This window comes from Geobacillus sp. PK12 (assembly GCF_004123125.1).
Taxonomy (GTDB): domain Bacteria; phylum Bacillota; class Bacilli; order Bacillales; family Anoxybacillaceae; genus Geobacillus; species Geobacillus zalihae.
Genome location: NZ_SDKL01000012.1, coordinates 64,099 through 84,320 on the forward strand (window position 1 = coordinate 64,099; position 20,222 = coordinate 84,320).

The window sequence follows — 20,222 nt, forward strand, 5'->3', positions numbered from 1 at the left end:
AATTGTACAATTTTACCAGGAAACTTCGCAAAAGAATACCACTTAGATCTTTTAGAGGCCATCGTTGCACCGACCGCCCCGATGGGCATTGACTCGGACAAATTCAAATCTCACCAACATCTGCCGCCTTGCGGGCGGCGGGTGTTTCTTTTTGTAGACGATCAATCGGGAAAAGCAGTATAGTAGAAAGTAGAAATGTTCAGTCTTCGTTCACTCGAAAAAAAGAGGCGACCGACCTTGACATACATCGAAAAGGGAAGCATCACCTATCTGAAAGCAAGCATATCGCTCTTTTTCGGCGGGTTTGTGACGTTTGCCGTGCTGTATACACCCCAGCCGTTGCTGCCGATTTTCGCCAAACAGTTTCACGTTTCGGCCGCAGCGGCGAGTTTAACCGTATCAGCATCGACCGGCGCACTTGCCGTCGCGATGCTGGCCGCGGCCAACTTGTCGGACCGGATCGGCAAAAAGCGGGTGATGGCCGCCTCGATGTGGCTGACATCGCTGTTGGCCATCGCAATGGCGTTCAGCCCGGATTTTCCGACGCTGCTTGCGGCGCGCACGCTCGTTGGCATCACGGCAGCCGGCATCCCTTCCTTGGCCATGGCGTATGTCGCCGAAGAGTTCCATCCGGCCAGCATCGGCAAGGCCATGGGGCTCTATATTAGCGGCACATCGATCGGCGGCATGGCCGGGCGGATTTTGACGGGCGTACTGACCGATCTTTTTTCCTGGCGCTCGGCGCTGATCACGATCGGATTTCTATCATTGGCGCTTTCCCTTGCCTTTACCGTCTTTCTGCCCGCACCAAGACAGGCCGTCCGGCGGCGGAACAGGGAAACGCTGCGGCAGGCATACGCCGTCCACCTTCGCAACAAGCCGCTTATGGCGCTCGTAGTGCTTGGCTTTTTGTTCATGGGCGGGTTTGTGACGCTGTACAATTACATCGGCTTTTTGCTGAGCGAGCCTCCGTATTCATTCCGACAATCCGTGCTCGGCTTTTTGTTTATCGTTTACATATTTGGCGGCATCGGCTCTGTCTATATGGGACGGCGGGCGGATCTTCGCGGCCACGCCTGCACCTTGCGTTTGTCGGTCGCTTTGACGGCGCTCGGGGCGCTCGCCACGCTCGCTCCGTCCGTGCTCGTGAAAATAGCCGGTTTGGCGCTGTTTACGTTTGGCTTTTTCGGCTGCCACTCCATCGCCAGCGCCTGGATCGGCGAACAGGCGCACGTCTATAAGGCGCAGGCGTCTTCCTTGTATCTTCTTTTCTATTATTTAGGGTCAAGCCTTGCCGGAACAGCCGGCGGCTACGTCTGGACGCATTTCCATTGGAGCGGTGTCATCGCTTTTGTCATCACACTCCTCGCTCTGTCCGGCCCGCTTATCTTCTATGCGGAAAAACGGCGGCCATCGCCTTCGCGATGACCGCCGCCTCCGTCATGATTGCTTGGCGATCACTTGCAGCCCAAACTGCAGGCAATCGTCGCAAATCGCCGCCAGCGGACCTTTGGCCAGCCTTGGTTTTTCTTTGAGACAAAACGAGCAGCGGACGCCGCCATGCGCCTCTTCCGTCTCCATGGCCAGCGTTTCCTCAAGTTTTTCCAATGAGAAGACAGCCAACGCCTCGTATACATTATCAAGCAAATGATCATCAATATAGGCACATTTTCCTTCCCAACGGAGCGCGATGAGTTTCGCCGCCACCGCCATCCCTTCGTAAAACCGGCGCCGAGCCTCGTCCTCCCTTTGCTCGGCCATAGCGATCAATTCATCGGCAAAACGCTCGAGCGCCCGAGGCGTGCATTCATCAAGCCATCTTGTTGTTCCGCTTGTCATGCACATTTCCCCTCCCTCGTTTCTTTCCCTTTTCAATACGACAAACGGGCGTATTTTCCTTCTTCACCGCGGCCATTCATCAAGAAAACGGGATCGCAGCTCAAGCGGCGGCAGCTGACAATGATCACGCTTTGGAACGAGACGATGCCGACGATTGGCAATCGCGTCATACATATGATCGCGCAACAGCCGAGGGATGAGAAACCCAGCCGCTGCCATCCAATTCCACGGCCAAGCTAGACGCCGGCCGATGCGCAGGACAGCCTCGGATTTTACATAACAGCACCCGTTCTCGATGAGGACGACGCTGTCTTCTGCTGACATCTCCTGCTTTGCCAGCAACGCTTGGCCAACGATGCTCTGTTGCGCCGCAAAGCGGAACACCGCCTGGCGGTCGCGGGCGGCGATCCAGTGCGCGCTCGCATGGCAAAACAGGCAATCGCCATCAAATAAGATGACAGGATGCATCACGTTCCCTCCATTGACCGGCTGTCGACCGGCTCGATGCAGGCGATCACGTCGTTTTTCGGCGAGTTGACCAGCGGCGCCACTTCGTACATGCGCATCTCGCCGCTCGGATACGGCAACAACAACGATTTCAAATACTCGCTGTCATCAAAGCTTGCATCAAGCCAGTCGTCATGCCGCTCGGGAGGCAATATGACCGGCATCCGGTCGTGAATGGGGGCGATGAGCTCGTTCGCCCTCGTCGTCATGATCGTGCACGTCTCAAGCGGCCCGCTCGGCCCTTTCCAACGCTCCCACAGTCCGGCAAAGGCAAATGGCTCGCCCGTTTTGAGGGTGAACCGGTACGGCACTTTTTTCGTTCCTTCCTTTTTCCACTCGTAAAACCCGTCAGCTAAAATGAGGCAGCGCCGCCGCTTGAACGCATGGCGAAAACTCGCCTTTTCATCGACCGTTTCCGCCCGGGCGTTGATCATCTTGGCGCCGATGCGGGCATCTTTCGCCCAAAACGGCACAAGCCCCCAGCGCATCATTTTCCCGACTCTTTCTCCCCCCTCGGCGACGATGGTCAACACATCTTGACCCGGAGCGATGTTGAACCGGGGCGCGAGCAGGCCTTGATAACGGAAACGAAACAGCGTCTGCAATGTTTCCGAATCAGCGGTTAACGTAAACCGGCCACACACAGCATTCACTCCTTGACCAGTTGGCCGATGCCATCTTGATCCTCTATTGCATCCATTATAATACAAAAAGCGGCCGAACACGAATCGCAGCCGTCTCTAGGAAGCAGTCTTTTCCAATGAGCGCAAAAACACCAACACCCGTTCTACATACTCATCGCTGTAGAGAGAAAAACTTTTCACATGATCCGCTTTGTCCGTCAGCCATAGCTGAAACGCATCCGGATGGGTTTTGTACAGTTTTACGCTTTCTTCATACGGAATCGAACGGTCGTCTTTGCTGTGAATGAACAAAATCGGCCTCGGCGCGACACGATCGACGGCATGGATGGGCGAAGACACGCCTAGATCCAAATCGGCCAGCGCCGGAACGATCGCCAAAATCAAATACGTAAACGGCACGTTCGGCAGATGCGTCCATACCGGCATATTGGCTCGCAAATACGATTCGAGGTCGCTGAACGGGCTGTCCGCAATCACCCCGCGCACGTCATTGTCTTCTGCCGCCGCCAAGATCGATGTCGCCGCTCCCATCGAAACGCCGTATAAGGCGACTGGCTCGCGATAGTGCCGCTTCGCGTAATCGATGACGCCAAGCAGATCGTCTTTCTCTTTGACGCCGATCGTAATCATATCGCCTTCCGACTCACCGCTCGCACGAAAGTCAAACAAGATGACGCGGTACCCGTCGTCAACAAGCCGCTTGGCGAGCGGCAAAAACGGCACGTTTTTCTGAATCCGGTTGCCGGCATACCCATGGGCAAAAATGACCGTCATCTTCGCCGCTCCTTTAGGCGGAATGATCCAGCCTTCGAGCGCCGTTTTCCCATCTTTGCTTGTAAATGTCGCACTTTCATACGCCATGCCATAGTCTTTCGGCGTCATGGTAATCGGCTCGCGCGGTTTATGCGTCAGCTGCCAGCCGACATAAACGGACAAACCGACGCAGGCGAGCACCCCCAACATCACGACGCCAATGGCCGCCGAAATCCACACGCGCCGTTTCGTCCGGCGCGGCGTGCGCACCAATTCCATGCGCATTTCCCCCTCTCGCTTTTCCCTTTTCTTTCATCCTACTTGTTCCATTGCTCATTTGGCAATCAAAAAAAGAGATGTCCGCCCAACACGAACATCCCTTTCACTCACGGCCCGCTTCATGCCGCCAATTTACGAATGGGCAAGCGGGGCAGACGCTCCTTTACATCTGACGATCAAGTCAAACTCACGCACCGACGTCATGCGTTCATCGACGAGCCCGCGCTCCCACACATGACGCACAAACAGCTCGGCGATCCGCTGATTCCGATCGTTTTCCTGTCCGCGTTCAAGGGCGATGATGCTCAAATACAGATCACACATCCGATTGGCAATCGCTTTCGCGTGGAACGTCTGCACCTCATCCGCTTGGCCGCCAAGACGGGCGAGCGCGGCCACCAATTCCTTCAACCCTTCTTCAACCGGGCGGGCAAGCGGCTTGACTTCGGCCGTCAACCGCTCAACCTTCTCCTTCATCTCTGTGATGAACCGCTCGTGAATGCGGTATTTGCGCATCAAACGCAGCACCTCGAGCGCCAAAATATTCGCCGTTCCCTCCCAAACCGTCAGCACTTGCGCATCGCGCAACAGGCGTGGCGTAACAAAATCTTCAATATACCCGTTGCCTCCATGCATTTCAATCGCCTCATGGCTGAACGCGATCGCCTCTTCGGCGGTGCGCATCTTAAGGAGCGCAATCAGAAGCCTGAGCCATGCTTTCTCCGCCTCGCTCGCTTCATGCGGCGCGGCCATGACGCGGTCAAACAAGGCGATCATGTCAAAGCAGGCGCTCGTTTCCACTTCCTGTCTCGCTGTCAAATTGGCGAGCGTCCCGCGCACCATCGGGTAATTCGTCAACACATGACCAAAGGCCGTGCGCCGCTCGGCGTATTGTTTCGCCTCTTCAAGCGCCCGCTTCATGATGCCGACGGAAGCAACCGCATTGCAGACGCGCGAGAGATTAAGCGCTTCCATCATATAATAGAAGCCTTTCGCCGGATCGCCGACGACATACGCCTTGGCGCCGTCAAACACGACTTCGGCGGACGGCACGGCGCGCACCCCTAATTTATCCTTTAAGCGGCGGATGGTGATGCCGTTTAATGTCCCATCCTCGTTGCGCCATGGGACGAGAAACAAGCTCAGCCCTTTCGTCCCCGGCCCGCTCCCGTCGATGCGCGCCAACACGAGCGCTACGCCGCAGCGGCCGGCGTTGCTGGCAAAATATTTTTCCCCGTATAACTGATAATGATCGCCGCACGGCACGGCGCGCACCGCATTGGCACCAACGTCCGACCCGCCTTGGCGCTCGGTTAAAAACGTCGCTCCTTCGTACAACTCGACTTCCCCGGTGGAGATGACATGGGGCAAATACGTCGCCTTCAGCTTTTCATCGGCAAAATGCTCGAGCACATAGGCGGTCGCCATCGTCAACGTCACCGGACAATAAAACCCGGGCTCGGCTTGGGATAAGATATACCCTTGGGCATATGAATAAACATAGTTTCCTTTTCTCCCAAGCTCGGGAATCGGCTTGTGCACATAGCCGACAATCCCCGTTTCGTACGTCTGTTTTGCCGTCTGCTCGTATCCTTCGTTCACCCACACTTCAGAAATGTCGTTTCCAAACCGGTCGTACTTAATGAGGCGCGGCTGCCCTTCGCGGTCGGTATGCACAGCGCGGCGGTCAACGTCTGTCAAACAAAATTCGTAAAACGACGCGAGCTTTTCTTCCGCATACCGATACAATTCGTCATCCAAATGCCGTTTCAAATTCGCCAACAAATTCGGATCGACTTCACAAAGCGGTTTCATCGTCTCTCCCCTTTCTTCGATTTTCGTTCCCCTCACAATTTTTGGAGCTCTATCAAGACGGCTAGGCGATCCCATTGCGCCGCCCCCAACGCTCCTTATCTTCCTTGCGCGACCGCCTCCCGCGCCCGCAGCACTTGTTTCAACACTTTTCCCGTCGCATTGCGCGGCAGTTCGGCGATCGCCTCATACAGACGCGGAATTTTATAGTCAGCCAGCTTGTCAGATAGGAAGCGCTTACATTCCTCCGCAAGCGGTTCAAGCGGTTGATTTAATACCACAAATGCTTTTGCCGTTTCGCCCCACTCCGGATGCGGCACGCCGATCACAGCGACATCCGCGACCGCCGGATGCGTCCGCAGCACATCTTCCACTTCCTTTGGATAAATGTTGACGCCACCGGAAATGATGACATCTTTTTTCCGGTCGACGATCCAAATGTAGCCATCTTCGTCGCGGCGCGCCAAATCGCCGGTGTACAGCCAGCCGTCTTTGATCGCTTCGTTCGTTTTTTCTTCGTCCTTATAGTATCCTTTCATCACGCTCTCCCCGCGCAGCACGATCTCCCCGACCTCGCCGGGCGCGACCTCCTGTCCGTTCTCATCGACGATGGCCACCTCGCAATGAAGAGCGGCATAGCGGCCGACGCTTCCCGCTTTTTCGCCATGCTCCTCAGGGGACAAGTACGTGCCGTTCGGGCCCGCTTCAGTCAAACCGTATAAACCCATCATCCGCCCGGCGCCAAAACGGCTGGCGACAAACTTCACTTCCTCGCGCGACAGCGGCGCCCCGCCGTACATCCAGCAGCGGACCGAAGAAAGGTCGTATTCGTCAAAGCGCGGGTGCTTTGCCGTCAACAAGTACGCCACCGGCGCGCCAAAAAAGTGGGTGATCTTATGGCGCTCAACGAGTTCAAGCAAGGCATCCGGGGAAAAGGAAGGAGCCAAGACATGGGTCGCGCCGACATACGTGCCGCCTATGAAAAACAAATGAAGTGGCGCCGAGTGGCTGAGCGGCATGAGATGCAGCAGGCGGCTTTGACGGTCGATTTTCGTTTCGATCACGATCATGTCCGCAACCGTGATCACATTGCGATGCGTGAACAACACCCCTTTCGGCCGCCCCGTTGTCCCCGATGTATACAAAATCGTTGCCTCATCATCCTCTTTGGCTGGGCAGACGATCTCGTCGGAATCACCCGAATCGATCAACTCCTCGAGCGACAGCCAGCCGCCTTCCGCCTTCCCGGTCTTCACCCAGATCACATCGCTTCCGCCGACGAGCGGGGCGAGCACTTGATGAACCGAATCATGAGCGATCAGCGCCTTTGCCTCGCTATGGCCGAGAATATACTGCACCTCAGCCGCCGTCAAGCGCGCGTTAATCGGCACAACCACGGCGCCGAGGCGCAAAACGGCAAAGTACGAAACGGCAAACTCTTTGGTATTGGGCATATACAGCGCGACTTTATCGCCGCGTCCGACACCAAGCCGCGCGAGCGCTGACGCCAGACGGTTGACCGTTCGGTTGACTTCGGCGTAGGAAAGCTCCGTTTCCCCATCGATAATCGCCGTCTTGTCGGGAAATTTCCTCGCATTGCGGGCAAGCAGCTCTGAAATGTTCATCCATCCGATCCCTCCCATTGTCGCAATCGCTGTTCAAAATCGGAAAGCAGCGCTTCCATCTCCGCCTTCAGCTGCAGCAAATCCTCAATCCGCTCGTTCACCTCCTTCAATTTCCGCCGCCCGTATTCGACCGTTTTTTCCAGCTGTTTCTTCCCCGTTCGGTCCTCATCAAACAGCGAAATCATCTCATGAATCTCGTCAAGCGAAAAGCCGAACCGTTTGCCGCGCAAAATGAGCTTGAGCTTCGCCCGCTCCTTTTTCGTGTACAGCCGCTGCCCTGACTCGGTCCGAATCGGGGAAAGCAATCCGCGTTCTTCATAATAGCGGATCGTCCGGGTGCTCACATCAAACTCGTGCGCCAAATCGGAAATGGTGAAATAGTGCATAGCCATCCCTTTTCTAGAAGTAATATTCTGAATTTTATTTTAATTGACGTTGACGTAAAAGTCAACGAGCAGGAATACAAAGAAGCGGGAGTACGGCCTTCCATTATAGGATGAACATTTTGCCCAAACAACGCTTCCCCTTCAGCCAAAAGCAACGAGTCCGGCAAAAACGGCCGCTTTTTTACGAGCCTTCTAAGTTCATGCGCAACCTAACACGTCTCAAACCATCTGCACAAGCCGGCCACGAACGATGCGCCGCTCGCCACCCCCGCTGACCGACCACTGTCGAGATGCAGGCGAAACAGTGATTGACCAAAGAAAAAAAGCCCTCGTCTAAGAAGGCTTTTCCTCTCACCCGCCCGCTCCCGTATAAAAGCGCAAGGCAAACCGCCAAAAGCGGCGGGAAGCCCATAAAAAGAGCATAGCCACAGCCAAAGCCGCCAGCACCGCAGCCATGCTCCATTTCCCAAGCAGCGCCAAAGCCGGCGTATTGGTGATCAACACCGCCGGCAGAACGTACGTAATCACGAAGCGCACCGCGCCGCGGTACATGCTGCCCGGGAAGCGGGCCGTGTCAAAAAACGAGTCGAAAATAAACGACAAATCATCAATGCGCACCACCCAAAACGACGTCGTCATGAGCATCATCCATAACGAATAAATAAGCAAGAGTGACGCGGTCATCACGACGAAAAACATCAAGACGTCCGCCGCCGACGGCACGTAGCGTTCGACATACAAGCCGTAGCCGATGACGCCGAGGCCAAGCGCTACATCGATCAGCCGCCAAAAGACAAGATGGCGGAAGCTGACGTAAAACATGCTGTCGACCGGCTTCGTCAAAATATAATCGAGCGTGCCGCGCCGGACATGCTCAAGCAAACGCGGCATGTTCGGCCGAAGCGCGAAATCGATCCATCCGCGCAGCGTATTAAAAACGCCGAGCAGCACAAGCACTTCCCCATACGTCCAGCCGCCTAACCGGTCCGTCTGATAAAAAAAGATATGGATCGTAAGCAGGGCGATGCCGAGGCCAAAAAAGCTGGCGATAAAATTGCCGAAAAATTCGCTCCGGTATTCCATTTCCTCGACCAAACAAGCGCGGAAAAACTCGCGGAACACCCGCCCGTATCGCCGCATGTTCATCCACCTACCGCCTGGTTTTTTCGCATTCCTGCTTTCCAAAGCCACTGCACCCCCGCGACAAACACGGCCATCCACCCGGCCGCCACCGCAAAGCCGCGCGCCAACTCTCCTCCATCCACCGCCCCGGTGGCGATTTCAATCGGAAAACTGATCATATAGCGGAACGGCAGCCATTCGCTCCATTCGCGAAGCGCCGGCGGCAGCATTTCAAGCGGCGCAATTCTGCCCGATAAAAACAACGAAATGACATCGATCACGCCGTACACCGCCGCCACCTTTGTGACCCAAAACGCGAGCAGCCCGCACGAGTAGCTCAACAAAAACCGAAGCGCCGCACCCAATACGACCGCCGCCAAAAACAGCACCGCTTGCCCTGCCGTCATATGCGGGCGAAGCGGCGGCCAAAACACCGCCCCCACCAGCCAAACCGGCGCTAAAATGACGGCAAACAGCCATTTGTAAACGATGTTTTCCGCAATCGCCCAATGGATCGGATGAACCGGCCTAAGCAGCAAATTCGAAAACGTCCCTTCGCGAATTTCACGGTCGAGCTCCCATACATCCCACGCGCTCGTCATCCGCTCGACAAAAATGACCGCCATAAAATAGAACAGAAACGACTCGCTCTCTTCCGGATGAATGTTCATCCAGACAAACATCGTAATGAGCGGCTGCGTGATGGCGCCCGTCATCCAGACGAACGTCGCAAGCCGATACGCAAGCATTTCGATGTATTTCATCCGCAATAGGGCGATATATTTGCGAATCATACGTGTTCCTCCCAAAACGCGCGCGCAATCACTTCCTCAAGCGGCGGGTCTTCGATGTTGATATCGCGGACGTCAAATCGTTCCAACAACCGCGCTGCTGTCTCCGCCGCCGTCTCGCGCGCCACCCTGAGCACAATCGTCCCTTCTTCGATTTCCGCCACTTCGCCGTACTCGCTCCAATCGACATTTGGCAGCCGAGAAAACCGAACCTCGAGCCGCTTGTACGGCGCCAGCTTCTCCGTCAGCACCGACAAATCCCCGTCGTAAATCAATCGCCCGTAGTTAATGATCATCACCCGGTCGCAAAGCGCCGCGACATCCCCCATGTAATGCGACGTCAACAAAATCGTCGTCTCGTGCTCCCGATTGTAGTCCACGATAAAGCGACGCACGTTTTCCTGCGTATGGACGTCAAGCCCGATCGTCGGCTCATCCAAAAACAGCACGTGCGGCCGATGCAACAGCGCCGCCGCCAGCTCGCAGCGCATCCGCTGGCCAAGCGACAGACTGCGCGTCGGCTTGTCAAGAAGCGGCGCCAAGTCGAGCAGTTCCGTCAATTCCTCGAGCGTCTGGCGGAACGACCGATCGTCGATGTCATAAATCGCTTTATTGACCAAAAACGTCTCCATTGGCGGAATGTCCCAAATGAGCTGGCTTTTTTGCCCCATCACCAAGCTCATCATTTTTTTAAACTCCGGCTTTTGCTCAAACGGCACAAACCCGCCGACCGTGATCTCCCCTGACGTCGGATGCAAGAGGCCGGCCAACATTTTCATCGTCGTCGTTTTCCCCGCCCCGTTTGGCCCTAAAAAGCCGACGATTTCCCCTTTCTCAATCGTAAACGAAACGTCCTTCACCGCCTCAATGACGCGATAGTCGCGCCGCCATAAATGACGCACCGCCTCAAGCCATCCCGCATCGCGGCGATGGACGCGGAACGATTTATGCAAATGGCTGACACGGATCACAGTGCCCATCCTCCAATAGTGTACTGTTGACATTCTTTTGTTATATCACATCGAGGGGGCGCGCCGCAAAGAAAAACATTTCGCCATCTTTTCTCTATCGTTCCCATCTTTCGTCATGTATAATAGAGAGAGAATCGAACGAGAAAGGAGATTGTCGAATGGGGGATATTACAAATGAAATGATTTGGCAAGCCATTAAAGAACTTGCCGAGCAGCTGCAACAAACGAACGGACAAGTGCAGCAACTGGGCCAACAGGTGCAACAAACAAACGAGCAAGTGCAGCAGCTCGGTCAACAGGTGCAACAAACAAACGAGCAAGTGCAGCAACTGGGCCAACAAGTCCAACACCTTAACAGCCAAGTGCAGCAGCTGAACCACCAAGTACAGCAAACTCATGAGCAAGTCGACCAGCTCGCCAAACAAGTGCAGCAAACGAATGAACAACTCAGCCAATTAAGCCAGCAAGTGGCCGACATGGACAAACGGCTCACCGATGTCGCCAACGGCCAAAACATTTTGGTCGAAGAGCTGTTTGAAAACAAAAAGGAGATCAAGCGGGGCAAAACGGCGCTCAATATGTACTAGACGTCAGTCCGCTCCATTTCGTTGATCTCTTCGACGTTTAACGCTTGTTCCATATCCTGTGTGAACATAGCCATCATCAAACAACATCCCCCTGCTTACGTCATACTAAAACTCCGAATCATCGTCGCCGCAAATGAAGCCCGGAAGGTTCTCCTAAACGGATCTTCCGGACTTTCTCATCATGAAAACGGACACGGTCTCGTCTCATCAGCCCAGCATCTCTTTCACCGTCGTTCGCTCCTCAATCACCGATGGATTTCCAAACTAGCCTAGTCCGCTTGCTTTCTTCCATGCCCCCGACTCCTCTACTTATAATTCACTAATACATAGAAAGGTTGTTATTAAGCGCCGTCACTTAATAACAACCTTTCGCACGTTTCAAGAAAAGGACTTCAGCTTATCTGCGTCTTCGCCGCCAGCGTCTTCGCCAGCTCGAGGAAAAAGTCGAGCGCCTCTGGATTGGCCATTGAGCCCGGGTTGACTGCCTTTTCGAGCGGGAAGCCTAAGAGCAGTTTCCGGATCGGAATCTCCATTTTCTTTCCGTTTAGCGTTTTCGGAATTTGCTTCACCTCGTAAATTTCATCTGGAACAAAGCGCGGCGAGACGTGTTGCCGAATCGATTGGCGGATGCGTTCTTTCAGCTCGTCATCGAGCGCCACGCCCGGCTTGAGGACGACAAACAGCGGCATAAACGACTGCTTGCCCATCATTTCCAAATCGACAATGAGGCTTTCGAACACCCCGTCGACCGCTTCGACCGCGCGGTAAATTTCGCTCGTACCCATGCGGACGCCGGCTCGGTTGATCGTCGAGTCGGAGCGTCCGTAAATGACGCATCCCCCTTGTTCGTCAATTTTAATCCAGTCGCCGTGCTTCCAGACGCCCGGGTACGTGTCAAAATAGCTGTTCCGATACCGTTCGCCGTCCGGGTCGTTCCAGAAAAAGAGCGGCATCGATGGCATTGGTTTTGTGATGACAAGTTCGCCAACTTCATTGACAAGCGGCCGACCGTTTTCGTCAAACGCCTGCACATCGGCGCCCAACGCGCGGCACGAGAGGACGCCGGCGCGCACCGGCAAAATGGGGGAGCCGACGACAAACGCGGTGCACACATCCGTTCCCCCGCTGCATGACGCTAGACAAATATCGTCCTTGACGTTTTCATACACCCATGCGAACCCTTCGACCGTCAGCGGCGAACCGGTCGAGAGCACGGCCTCGAGCTTTGACAAGTCATATTGCTCTTTTGGCTTCAGGCCGAGCTTCATGCAGATGTTGATAAACGCCGCGCTTGTGCCAAAATGGGTGATGCCCGCCTTTTCGGCCAAATCCCATAAGACGTTGCCATCTGGATACGTCGGGCTGCCGTCATAGAGCACGATGGTCGACCCGGCCAGCAGTCCGCCGATCAAAAAGTTCCACATCATCCATCCAGTCGTCGTAAACCAGAAAAACGTGCTGTCTTTCGTCAAGTTTTCGGAAATCGTCAATGCTTTCAAATGTTCAAGCAAAATGCCGCCATGCCCCTGGACGATCGGCTTCGGCAAACCGGTCGTTCCCGAAGAATACAAAATCCAAAGCGGATGGTCAAACGGAACGTCTTCATAGACGAGCTCCGCCTTGTCCGCCACGACATCATCCCACAGCACGACGCCCTCATCCGGTGCTTCCATCTGCCCGCGCCAATACGGAAGCAGCACCGTCTTTTTCAATGACGGCAATTTGGCGCGCAATTCGGATACAACCGGCATTTTGTCAAATTCTTTGCCGTTGTATTGGCAGCCGTCGACGGCAAACAAGACAGTCGGCTCGATTTGCGCGAACCGGTCAATGACGCTGCCAGCGCCAAAATCCGGCGAGCAGCTTGACCAAATGGCGCCGATCGAGGCGCACGCCAAAAACGCCATCACCGTCTCGGGGATATTCGGCATATAAGCGACGACGCGGTCGCCGCGCTTCACTCCCATCGCTCGCAATGCTTTGGCGATCGCCGCCGTTTTTTCGCCGAGCTCCTGCCATGACACTTCCCGGTACGGCACGCGTTCCGAGCGGAAAATGATGGCCGGGCGGTCGGCGCGCGCATGCCGGAAAATATGTTTCGCATAGTTGAGCCTAGCGCCTGGAAACCACTCCGCCCCTGGCATCTTCCGCTCCCGCAGCACACACTCATACGGCGTTGCCGCCTGAACACCACAATATTCCCAAACCGTTTCCCAAAATGACTCAAGCTCGTCGACCGACCATGTCCACAGCTCGCGGTATGAAGAGAAGGAGAGCCCTTTATGTTCTCTCAACCAATCCATATATCGATGAAGGTTGGAGCTCTTGATTTGTTCCTCCGTCGGCTGCCAAAGAATCGTCCCTTCCGTAATCGCTTTCATTTCATCGTGCGTCAATGGACGCCGTCACCGCCTTTCTGCCGATAATTTGTTCAGACTATTCATATGATAACATGATTTCCTACTGTTTTGAATAGTTGTTGGTTCGACAACTCTGTCAGAAAAAGATGAAACAAATTTGTTGACAACAGCGAGGCAACTGGAATATGATAAATTCAAAAGTTGGTCTAAGCAAAAAAAATATCTTTAGTAAAAAATATTAACCGGAGGGAAACTTTTATGGCACAAGGAAAACGTTGCCGCCTCTCCGATATGAAACCGGGCGATCGATTTCGCATCGAAAAGGTTGATGTTCCTGATCCTATGTTAAAAAGGCGGTTGCTTGATTTGGGATTTGTACCCGGCGGGGAAGTGAAGGTTGGACAAAGAAGCCCGCTTGGCGACCCGACCGCCTATCGCGTTTGTGGAACGACGATCGCATTAAGGAAAGAAGAAAGCGACTATATTTACGGGGAGAAGATCGACCATGACTGATATGACGTATACGATTGCCTTAATGGGAAATCCGAACACCGGCAAAAGCACGTTGTTCAACGTCTTAACGGGCCTGCGCCAACATACCGGCAACTGGCCCGGGAAAACGGTCACTCATGCCGAAGGAGAATGCCACCACCGCGGCACATTGTACCGGATCGTCGACTTGCCGGGAACGTATTCGCTCTATTCCAATTCAGCCGATGAAGAGGTGGCGCGCGATTTTCTCCTGTTTCAACGTCCTGACGTTACGATCGTTGTAGTCGACGCTACGGCATTAGAACGCAACTTGAATCTAGCGCTTCAAGTATTGGAAATGACCGACCGCGTCATTATCGCTATCAATTTGATGGATGAAGCGAAAAAGAAAGGCATTCATATCAATACAAAAAAATTAGCCGCCAAACTCGGCGTGCCGGTCGTGCCGATCTCGGCCCGCAACCGGGAAGGAATCGATGCACTGCTTGATACAGTGGATGCCATGGCGCATGGCCGCATCAACACCAACCCGCTTTCCATCCGGTACAGCCCGGAAATCGAACGAGGCATTGCCAAACTTCTTCCACTCGTGAAAGACGTAATGGGAGACACGTATCCTGCTCGCTGGATCGCTCTTCGTCTCCTTGACGGCGATACATCGCTGCTTCAAGCGCTGAAACAACCGCCGCAACCATTGATCAAGGAGGGGAACGCGTATGCCTGCTGCGGATCTGTCAAATCAGTTTGACCAGCTAATGAACGAAGCCAAGTCATTAGCACCGGCTGACACGCGTGAACAGATCGTTTCTGCCATTTTCCAAACGTCAGCTGCGCTTTCTCAAGAATGTGTCACGCATACAGCGGTCGCAAAACGCGATCGAACGGAACAAATTGACCGGATCGTCACGTCGAAGCGGTGGGGATTTCCAATTATGCTGGCGCTTCTCGCCGCTGTCCTTTACATGACGATCGCCGGCGCCAACGTATTTTCCGATTCGCTCGCCCGCTTGTTCGGAACGATCGAAACGTATCTCACCATGGCCTTTCAAGCGATTCACGCCCCCGACTGGTTGCACGGCCTCATTGTACTTGGCCTATACCGCGGCACGGCTTGGGTCGTCAGCGTGATGCTGCCGCCGATGGCGATTTTCTTTCCCGTATTCGCGTTGCTCGAAAATTATGGCTACTTGCCGCGTGTCGCCTTTAACATGGATCGCTTGTTTCAAAAAGCGGGAGCGCATGGCAAACAATCACTGACGATGGCCATGGGCTTCGGCTGCAACGCGGCGGCCATCATGTCGACGCGCATTATCGAATCACCGCGCGAACGAATGCTGGCCATTTTGACCAACAACTTCGTCCCCTGCAATGGACGTTGGCCAACGCTGATCCTGCTTTCCTCCTTATTTATGGCAGCCGGCTATACAGGCGGATGGAACACGTTCGTGACAGCAGGTGTGGTCGTCGCCATGGTGTTGTTTGGCATCGTCGTCACGTTGACCGTTTCATGGGTCTTATCCAAGACGGCCTTGCGCGGCATTCCGACCCATTACACGCTGGAGCTGCCGCCGTACCGACGCCCGAAAATCATGGAGACGATCATCCGGGCCACCCTCGACAAATCACTCTATGTGCTGAAACGGGCGGTCACCGTTGCGGCGCCAGCCGGCGTAATCACATGGATTCTCGCCAATCTTCATATCGGCGACACAACCGCGCTGGCCGCTTTCGCCCACTGGCTTGACCCATTTGCCAAAGCATTGGGATTGGATGGCTACATTTTGATGGCGTTCATTTTAGGCTTGCCAGCCAATGAAATTGTCGTGCCGATTTTGCTGATGGGCTATTTATCCGCAGGGGCGCTCATTGAAGCCGATGGTCTGCATTCTCTTAAACAACTTTTGCTCGACCACGGCTGGACGTGGCTCACCGCCCTCAATATGATGCTGTTTTCCCTGCTTCACTACCCATGCGGCACGACGCTCGTCAACATTTACAAAGAAACGAAAAGCGCGAAATGGACGTTCGTCGCCTTTGCCTTGCCGACAGCGATTGCCATTGCGGTCACCTTTACGACCGCACAGCTGGCGAGATGGCTCGGGCTCGTATAAACGGCGCAGCCCCGCTTCCCGATCGAGGGAAACGGGGCTGTTTTTTTGGACAACTAGACTTGATAAGAAAAAGCAGTTCTTCACCAAACGTTGTACTGGAAGGCGCCCACTCATGTCTTTCATCCATTTCTTGAATCATGAATGAGGTTGCATGATGGCGCAAGAAACCGATCCGATTGGCCAAGCGCATATTATGGCGATGAACCGAAGAAACAGCGCCGCCTCCAATTCTCCATCCTTCTTCCCTATCTATACTTCCTTGACTTCTTCTAGATGGGAAACATCGCCTTCCACAACCAGGCGAAACACGTCCGCATTCACCTCCACAATCGTCACGCTCGTGCCGTACATATACGGCGGCGCCCAAAGCTGGTCAAGCGGCGCGCCTTTGAACGCCGCCACGAGCGTTTTCAGCACGACGCCGTGAGTGACGATTAACACCGTTTCTCCCTCGTGCCGCTCGATGATGCGCCGCACCGCTTCAAGCGCCCGCTGCTGCACGTCGCAAAACCGCTCGCCACGCTTTGGAGCGTACAGGTGGGGCGCGTTCCAAAAATGGTCGAACGCAACCGAATCCATTTGCCGAATCTCGTCATGCGTCTTTCCTTCCCAATCGCCAAGATGAATCTCGCGCAGCCGCTCGTCTTGATAGATCGGAATGAGCCGCCCGCCGCGGACAATCTCCGCCGTCTCAAGCGCCCGGCCGCTTGTGCTTGTGTAAATCGCAGCCAATTCCACCGCTTCAAGCCGCTTTCCAAGCCGCATGGCGTCTTGCCGCCCTTTTTCCGTGAGCGGCGAGTCTTGCCAGCCTTGCATCCGCTTTTCGACGTTCCACTTTGTTTCCCCATGTCTTGTTAAATACAATGTTGTCGTCATATCCTTCCGTACGTCTCCCCTCTATCAATCTACTACAGACGAAGTGCAGCCGATTCGCTATTGTCCGTTTCCACTGCCGCTTGAATGCCGTTGGCAACGCGGCCGCCGGACCTAGCGCCTCGACACAAGTAATGTTCAGCTTTTGATATTCCTTTTCACAAGCTTTGTCAGTCTGATTCCTTCCGGCGTCTCCCTCTCCTCAATCACTTGAAACCCATGACGTTTGTAAAAACGAATGGCCGGCGTGTTGCCGCTGCCGGTCGTTACAACCATTTCGCATGCCGATGGCTCTTGCTTGATGACAAAGGCAAGCAACGCACTGGCGATCCCTTGGCGGAAACAATCTGGATCGACCATCAGCCGGCAAAGGTGAAGCGTCGGGCCGCTTCGCTCATAGGCGATCGCCCCAACGAGCCGCCCGCCTTGACAATAGCCGAAAAAGCGCTCGCCGCATCGTTGCAGAGAAGCGATCGTATCGCGAAGCGGCGGGAGCGCCTTGCTGCCGATGAGCTGCGCCTCGATCGTATACGCGCGCCGTTGTAGGTGCAGCACCGCAGCAGCCGTTTCGTCGTCTGTTATGTGAAGTTCCGCAATCATGCTCCTCTCCCTTTCGATGGCGAAAAAGCGGCCGAGCCCGGCCGCTTGTCATGAATGAATCACTTCTTCTATCGCCTCTTGCAGCGAATGAAAGCCTTTTTTCTCCCGACCGTCTTTTCGAACGGTCCATTCCTGCTTCTCAAGCGCCAGTTCACCGCGTTCGTTTTTTACAAACGGCATGTGAATGGTGATCATCTCATCGTCTTTGTTGATCGTATAGCCGACATAATAGCGATTGCCTTCACCATGCTCTTCAAAAATGCCGACTTGGTCGAGTCCATAGGCTTCCATCATCGGCTCGAGCGTGTCGATGAACTCCTCGATCACAACGCTTCTTGGCGCAAATTCCATCTTCGTTTCCTCCTCTTTGCCCATGCTCAATGTTAGTGTGCGGCAAAACGAGGAAAAGAATGAACGGAAAAGATCGGCTACGCCGGCGGTTCGCCGCAAGCGTTGCGGTTGTGTTCTTCCAGCCATTGTTGCAGCTTTTCCGCTTCAAGCGAACGGCTGAAATAAAATCCTTGCGCATAGTCGCAATGCATTTGCGAAAGAAGCGCCACTTGTGACTCCGTCTCGACTCCCTCCGCCAACACTTCAATATCCAAACTTTTGGCTAAATGAATGATCGTATCGACAATCGTGGCATCTTTCGAGTTTTCCGCAATGCCTTGAATAAAACTGCGGTCGATTTTCAACAGCGACACCGGCAAATTGCGGATGTAAGCCAATGATGAAAAACCGGTTCCAAAGTCATCGATCGCCGCCTGTACGCCAAGTCGCTGCAGTTCGGTTAAAATGTGCCTGCCGGTCTCAATGTTTTCCATCAATCCACTCTCCGTCACTTCCAAAATGAGCCGGTTAGGCGCAAGCCCCGTCTCGCGCAAAATGCGCTTCACATGCTCGACAAGTTCGGGGCGGTTGAGCAAAAACGGCGATAAATTAACCGCTAACTTCAGTCCGGGAAATTTTCTTTCCCATTCTTTCACTTGGCGGCACGCCAGTTCCAACACCCATAATGTAATTTCAAAAATAAACCCGCTTTCCTCCGCCAACGGAATGAAATCGAGCGGCGGAATGTCGCCAAGCGCCGGGTGGCGCCAGCGCAACAGCGCCTCAACCCCCATCGCCTTTCCTTTCGCGAGCTGCACTTTCGGCTGATAGCATAAATACAACTGCCCGCGCATAATAGCAAACGGCAAATCTTGCTCAATCACCGCCTGCCGATGCTCGGTCGGGCGGTAAAAGGCATAGCCGTTCCGCCCCCGCTCTTTCACTTCGTACAGCGCTTGATCAGCGTATTTCATCACTTGCTCGATCCGATCGCTGTCTTTCGGGAAAAAAGCGATGCCGATCGATAAGGTCGATTGGATGAGCTGTTTTTCGTAATAAAACGGCTCGTGAAACGAACTGACAAGCCGCTCCGCCAAGGCGGTCATCTCCGTTTTCGTGATGTTCGGCAACAAGAGAACAAACTCATCACCGCCGATGCGGGCAAAAAAGTCGCCGGGACGCAACGCCCGCTCGACGCGCTTGACCGCCTCGCGCAAAAAGTAATCGCCGGCTTGATGGGAAAAATGATCGTTGATCCATTTGAATTTGTCAAAATCCAAATAACAAAGAGCAAACGGCGTCTGACTCGCGATCAGCTCATGAATATGCCGCTCGAAATAGCTGCGGTTGGCGATGCCCGTGAGCGAATCGAAATAGGCAAGTTGGCGCAGCTTTTCTTCGTACCGCTTCCGCTCGCTGATGTTTTTCACGGTCACAATGACGCAATCGAGCGTCCCCGCTTCATCGATGATCGCCTTCCCTTGCGCCTCCATCCAAACCCATTCGCCTTTCTCGCCTTGCTTGCGAAATTCGGCGGATTGCGTCTCGTATGTATCGTACAGCTCAGCCAATTTTTGTGCCACGACCGGGGCGTCATCAGGGTGGACAAATGTCAGCACCTCTTCGTATGACACTGGAAGACGCTTGTTTGTTTTTCGCTTCCATGACGGCGGAATGTATGACAATTCACGATTAGGAGAAAAAATCAACACGTAATCGTTCGAATGCTCAACAATCAGCTGCAGACGCCGTTCCGCTTCGGCAAGCCGCGCTTGCAGGCCGCGCTCCTCCGCTTGGCGGCGAAGAACGCATAAGACGGCGGCCGTCTGTCCGTTTTCACCGATGATCGGCGACACGCCCGCAACCAATAAGCCGTCAAGCAACTCCCAGCGAAAGGCAGCCGGGCGCTGTTTCACCCGTTCAACCAACGCCCGTCCTTCGACGGACAGCGTCCTCTGTTCTTCTTCACTCAGCGCCAAGCCGGCAAAAGCCGGATTGTTGTAAATGATCACGCCTTGCAAATTCAAGATGACCACTGCTTCTGTGAAGTGATGAAAAAAGGCCGTATATTTGTCCATGCAAGCTACCTCGCCGTTTCACCAAAATAAGCGATGTCCACACTTCCATTTTCACGAAAATC

20 protein-coding genes are annotated in these 20,222 nt (G+C 54.3%); 5 read left to right on the top strand and 15 right to left on the bottom strand.

What is annotated here, in order from left to right:
* Positions 1–237: 237 nt before the first annotated feature.
* Entirely contained in the window at positions 238–1,428 is a 1,191-nt protein-coding gene (locus tag ETR37_RS05910) for an MFS transporter (protein ID WP_015374684.1), read from the top strand.
* 12 nt (positions 1,429–1,440) lie between these two features.
* On the opposite strand, the gene ETR37_RS05915 is transcribed toward ETR37_RS05910, so the two are convergent.
* The 10 genes from ETR37_RS05915 to ETR37_RS05960 form a co-directional block, all read right to left on the bottom strand.
* Positions 1,441–1,839, bottom strand: coding sequence for a hypothetical protein (locus ETR37_RS05915; protein WP_015374683.1), 399 nt, complete (start codon positions 1,837–1,839; stop codon positions 1,441–1,443).
* A gap of 63 nt (positions 1,840–1,902) precedes the next feature.
* Complete coding sequence (locus tag ETR37_RS05920) at positions 1,903–2,307, bottom strand: thiol-disulfide oxidoreductase DCC family protein (protein WP_015374682.1); 405 nt, start codon at positions 2,305–2,307, stop codon at positions 1,903–1,905.
* On the bottom strand, positions 2,307–2,990 hold the full coding sequence (locus ETR37_RS05925) for an SOS response-associated peptidase (RefSeq protein ID WP_015374681.1): 684 nt from the start codon (positions 2,988–2,990) through the stop codon (positions 2,307–2,309). The genes ETR37_RS05920 and ETR37_RS05925 overlap by 1 nt, the downstream gene beginning before the upstream one ends.
* 96 nt (positions 2,991–3,086) lie before the next feature.
* Positions 3,087–4,028: an alpha/beta hydrolase gene (locus ETR37_RS05930; protein ID WP_060788290.1), complete on the bottom strand. Its 942-nt coding sequence runs from the start codon at positions 4,026–4,028 to the stop codon at positions 3,087–3,089.
* Between the two features lie 126 nt (positions 4,029–4,154).
* Complete coding sequence (locus ETR37_RS05935) at positions 4,155–5,837, bottom strand: acyl-CoA dehydrogenase family protein (protein WP_129447035.1); 1,683 nt, start codon at positions 5,835–5,837, stop codon at positions 4,155–4,157.
* 95 nt (positions 5,838–5,932) lie between these two features.
* The gene (locus ETR37_RS05940) at positions 5,933–7,459 is read right to left on the bottom strand and encodes a class I adenylate-forming enzyme family protein (protein ID WP_060788292.1); all 1,527 of its coding nucleotides are present in this window, start codon (positions 7,457–7,459) and stop codon (positions 5,933–5,935) included.
* The gene (locus ETR37_RS05945; protein WP_025950097.1) at positions 7,456–7,845 is read right to left on the bottom strand and encodes a MerR family transcriptional regulator; all 390 of its coding nucleotides are present in this window, start codon (positions 7,843–7,845) and stop codon (positions 7,456–7,458) included. The genes ETR37_RS05940 and ETR37_RS05945 overlap by 4 nt, the downstream gene beginning before the upstream one ends.
* 351 nt (positions 7,846–8,196) lie before the next feature.
* Entirely contained in the window at positions 8,197–8,985 is a 789-nt protein-coding gene (locus ETR37_RS05950; RefSeq protein WP_129447042.1) for an ABC transporter permease, read from the bottom strand.
* Between the two features lie 2 nt (positions 8,986–8,987).
* Entirely contained in the window at positions 8,988–9,761 is a 774-nt protein-coding gene (locus tag ETR37_RS05955) for an ABC transporter permease (RefSeq protein ID WP_081132510.1), read from the bottom strand.
* Positions 9,758–10,729 (bottom strand): ABC transporter ATP-binding protein, encoded by a 972-nt coding sequence (locus tag ETR37_RS05960; protein WP_081132509.1) that lies wholly within the window; start codon positions 10,727–10,729, stop codon positions 9,758–9,760. Before ETR37_RS05960 ends, ETR37_RS05955 begins: the two co-directional genes overlap by 4 nt.
* Before the next feature lie 158 nt (positions 10,730–10,887).
* On the opposite strand from ETR37_RS05960, the gene ETR37_RS05965 reads away from it, so the two are divergent.
* Positions 10,888–11,316 carry a hypothetical protein gene (locus ETR37_RS05965; RefSeq protein WP_013523607.1) on the top strand — a complete coding sequence of 143 codons (429 nt, stop codon included), beginning with the start codon at positions 10,888–10,890 and terminating at the stop codon, positions 11,314–11,316.
* A gap of 392 nt (positions 11,317–11,708) precedes the next feature.
* Here ETR37_RS05965 and ETR37_RS05970 read toward each other — a convergent pair whose 3' ends face one another.
* Positions 11,709–13,697 (bottom strand): acetoacetate--CoA ligase, encoded by a 1,989-nt coding sequence (locus tag ETR37_RS05970; protein ID WP_164977982.1) that lies wholly within the window; start codon positions 13,695–13,697, stop codon positions 11,709–11,711.
* A 237-nt stretch (positions 13,698–13,934) separates the two neighbouring features.
* On the opposite strand from ETR37_RS05970, the gene ETR37_RS05975 reads away from it, so the two are divergent.
* From ETR37_RS05975 to ETR37_RS05985, 3 genes are read left to right on the top strand one after another with little or no spacing between them, the layout of a single operon-like run.
* Positions 13,935–14,189 (top strand): FeoA family protein, encoded by a 255-nt coding sequence (locus ETR37_RS05975; protein WP_081132506.1) that lies wholly within the window; start codon positions 13,935–13,937, stop codon positions 14,187–14,189.
* Complete coding sequence (locus tag ETR37_RS05980) at positions 14,182–14,916, top strand: FeoB small GTPase domain-containing protein (RefSeq protein WP_081132505.1); 735 nt, start codon at positions 14,182–14,184, stop codon at positions 14,914–14,916. The genes ETR37_RS05975 and ETR37_RS05980 overlap by 8 nt, the downstream gene beginning before the upstream one ends.
* Positions 14,885–16,279, top strand: coding sequence for a nucleoside recognition domain-containing protein (locus ETR37_RS05985; protein ID WP_129447037.1), 1,395 nt, complete (start codon positions 14,885–14,887; stop codon positions 16,277–16,279). Before ETR37_RS05980 ends, ETR37_RS05985 begins: the two co-directional genes overlap by 32 nt.
* Positions 16,280–16,528: 249 nt before the next feature.
* Here ETR37_RS05985 and ETR37_RS05990 read toward each other — a convergent pair whose 3' ends face one another.
* The 4 genes from ETR37_RS05990 to ETR37_RS06005 all read right to left on the bottom strand — a co-directional run bounded on the left by ETR37_RS05990 (position 16,529) and on the right by ETR37_RS06005 (position 20,160).
* Complete coding sequence (locus tag ETR37_RS05990) at positions 16,529–17,155, bottom strand: histidine phosphatase family protein (RefSeq protein ID WP_129447038.1); 627 nt, start codon at positions 17,153–17,155, stop codon at positions 16,529–16,531.
* Positions 17,156–17,290: 135 nt separating this feature from the next.
* Positions 17,291–17,752 (bottom strand): GNAT family N-acetyltransferase, encoded by a 462-nt coding sequence (locus ETR37_RS05995; RefSeq protein ID WP_020754740.1) that lies wholly within the window; start codon positions 17,750–17,752, stop codon positions 17,291–17,293.
* Between the two features lie 48 nt (positions 17,753–17,800).
* The gene (locus ETR37_RS06000; protein ID WP_033005359.1) at positions 17,801–18,103 is read right to left on the bottom strand and encodes a DUF5634 family protein; all 303 of its coding nucleotides are present in this window, start codon (positions 18,101–18,103) and stop codon (positions 17,801–17,803) included.
* A gap of 77 nt (positions 18,104–18,180) precedes the next feature.
* Complete coding sequence (locus ETR37_RS06005; RefSeq protein ID WP_129447039.1) at positions 18,181–20,160, bottom strand: putative bifunctional diguanylate cyclase/phosphodiesterase; 1,980 nt, start codon at positions 20,158–20,160, stop codon at positions 18,181–18,183.
* Positions 20,161–20,222 lie beyond the last annotated feature (62 nt).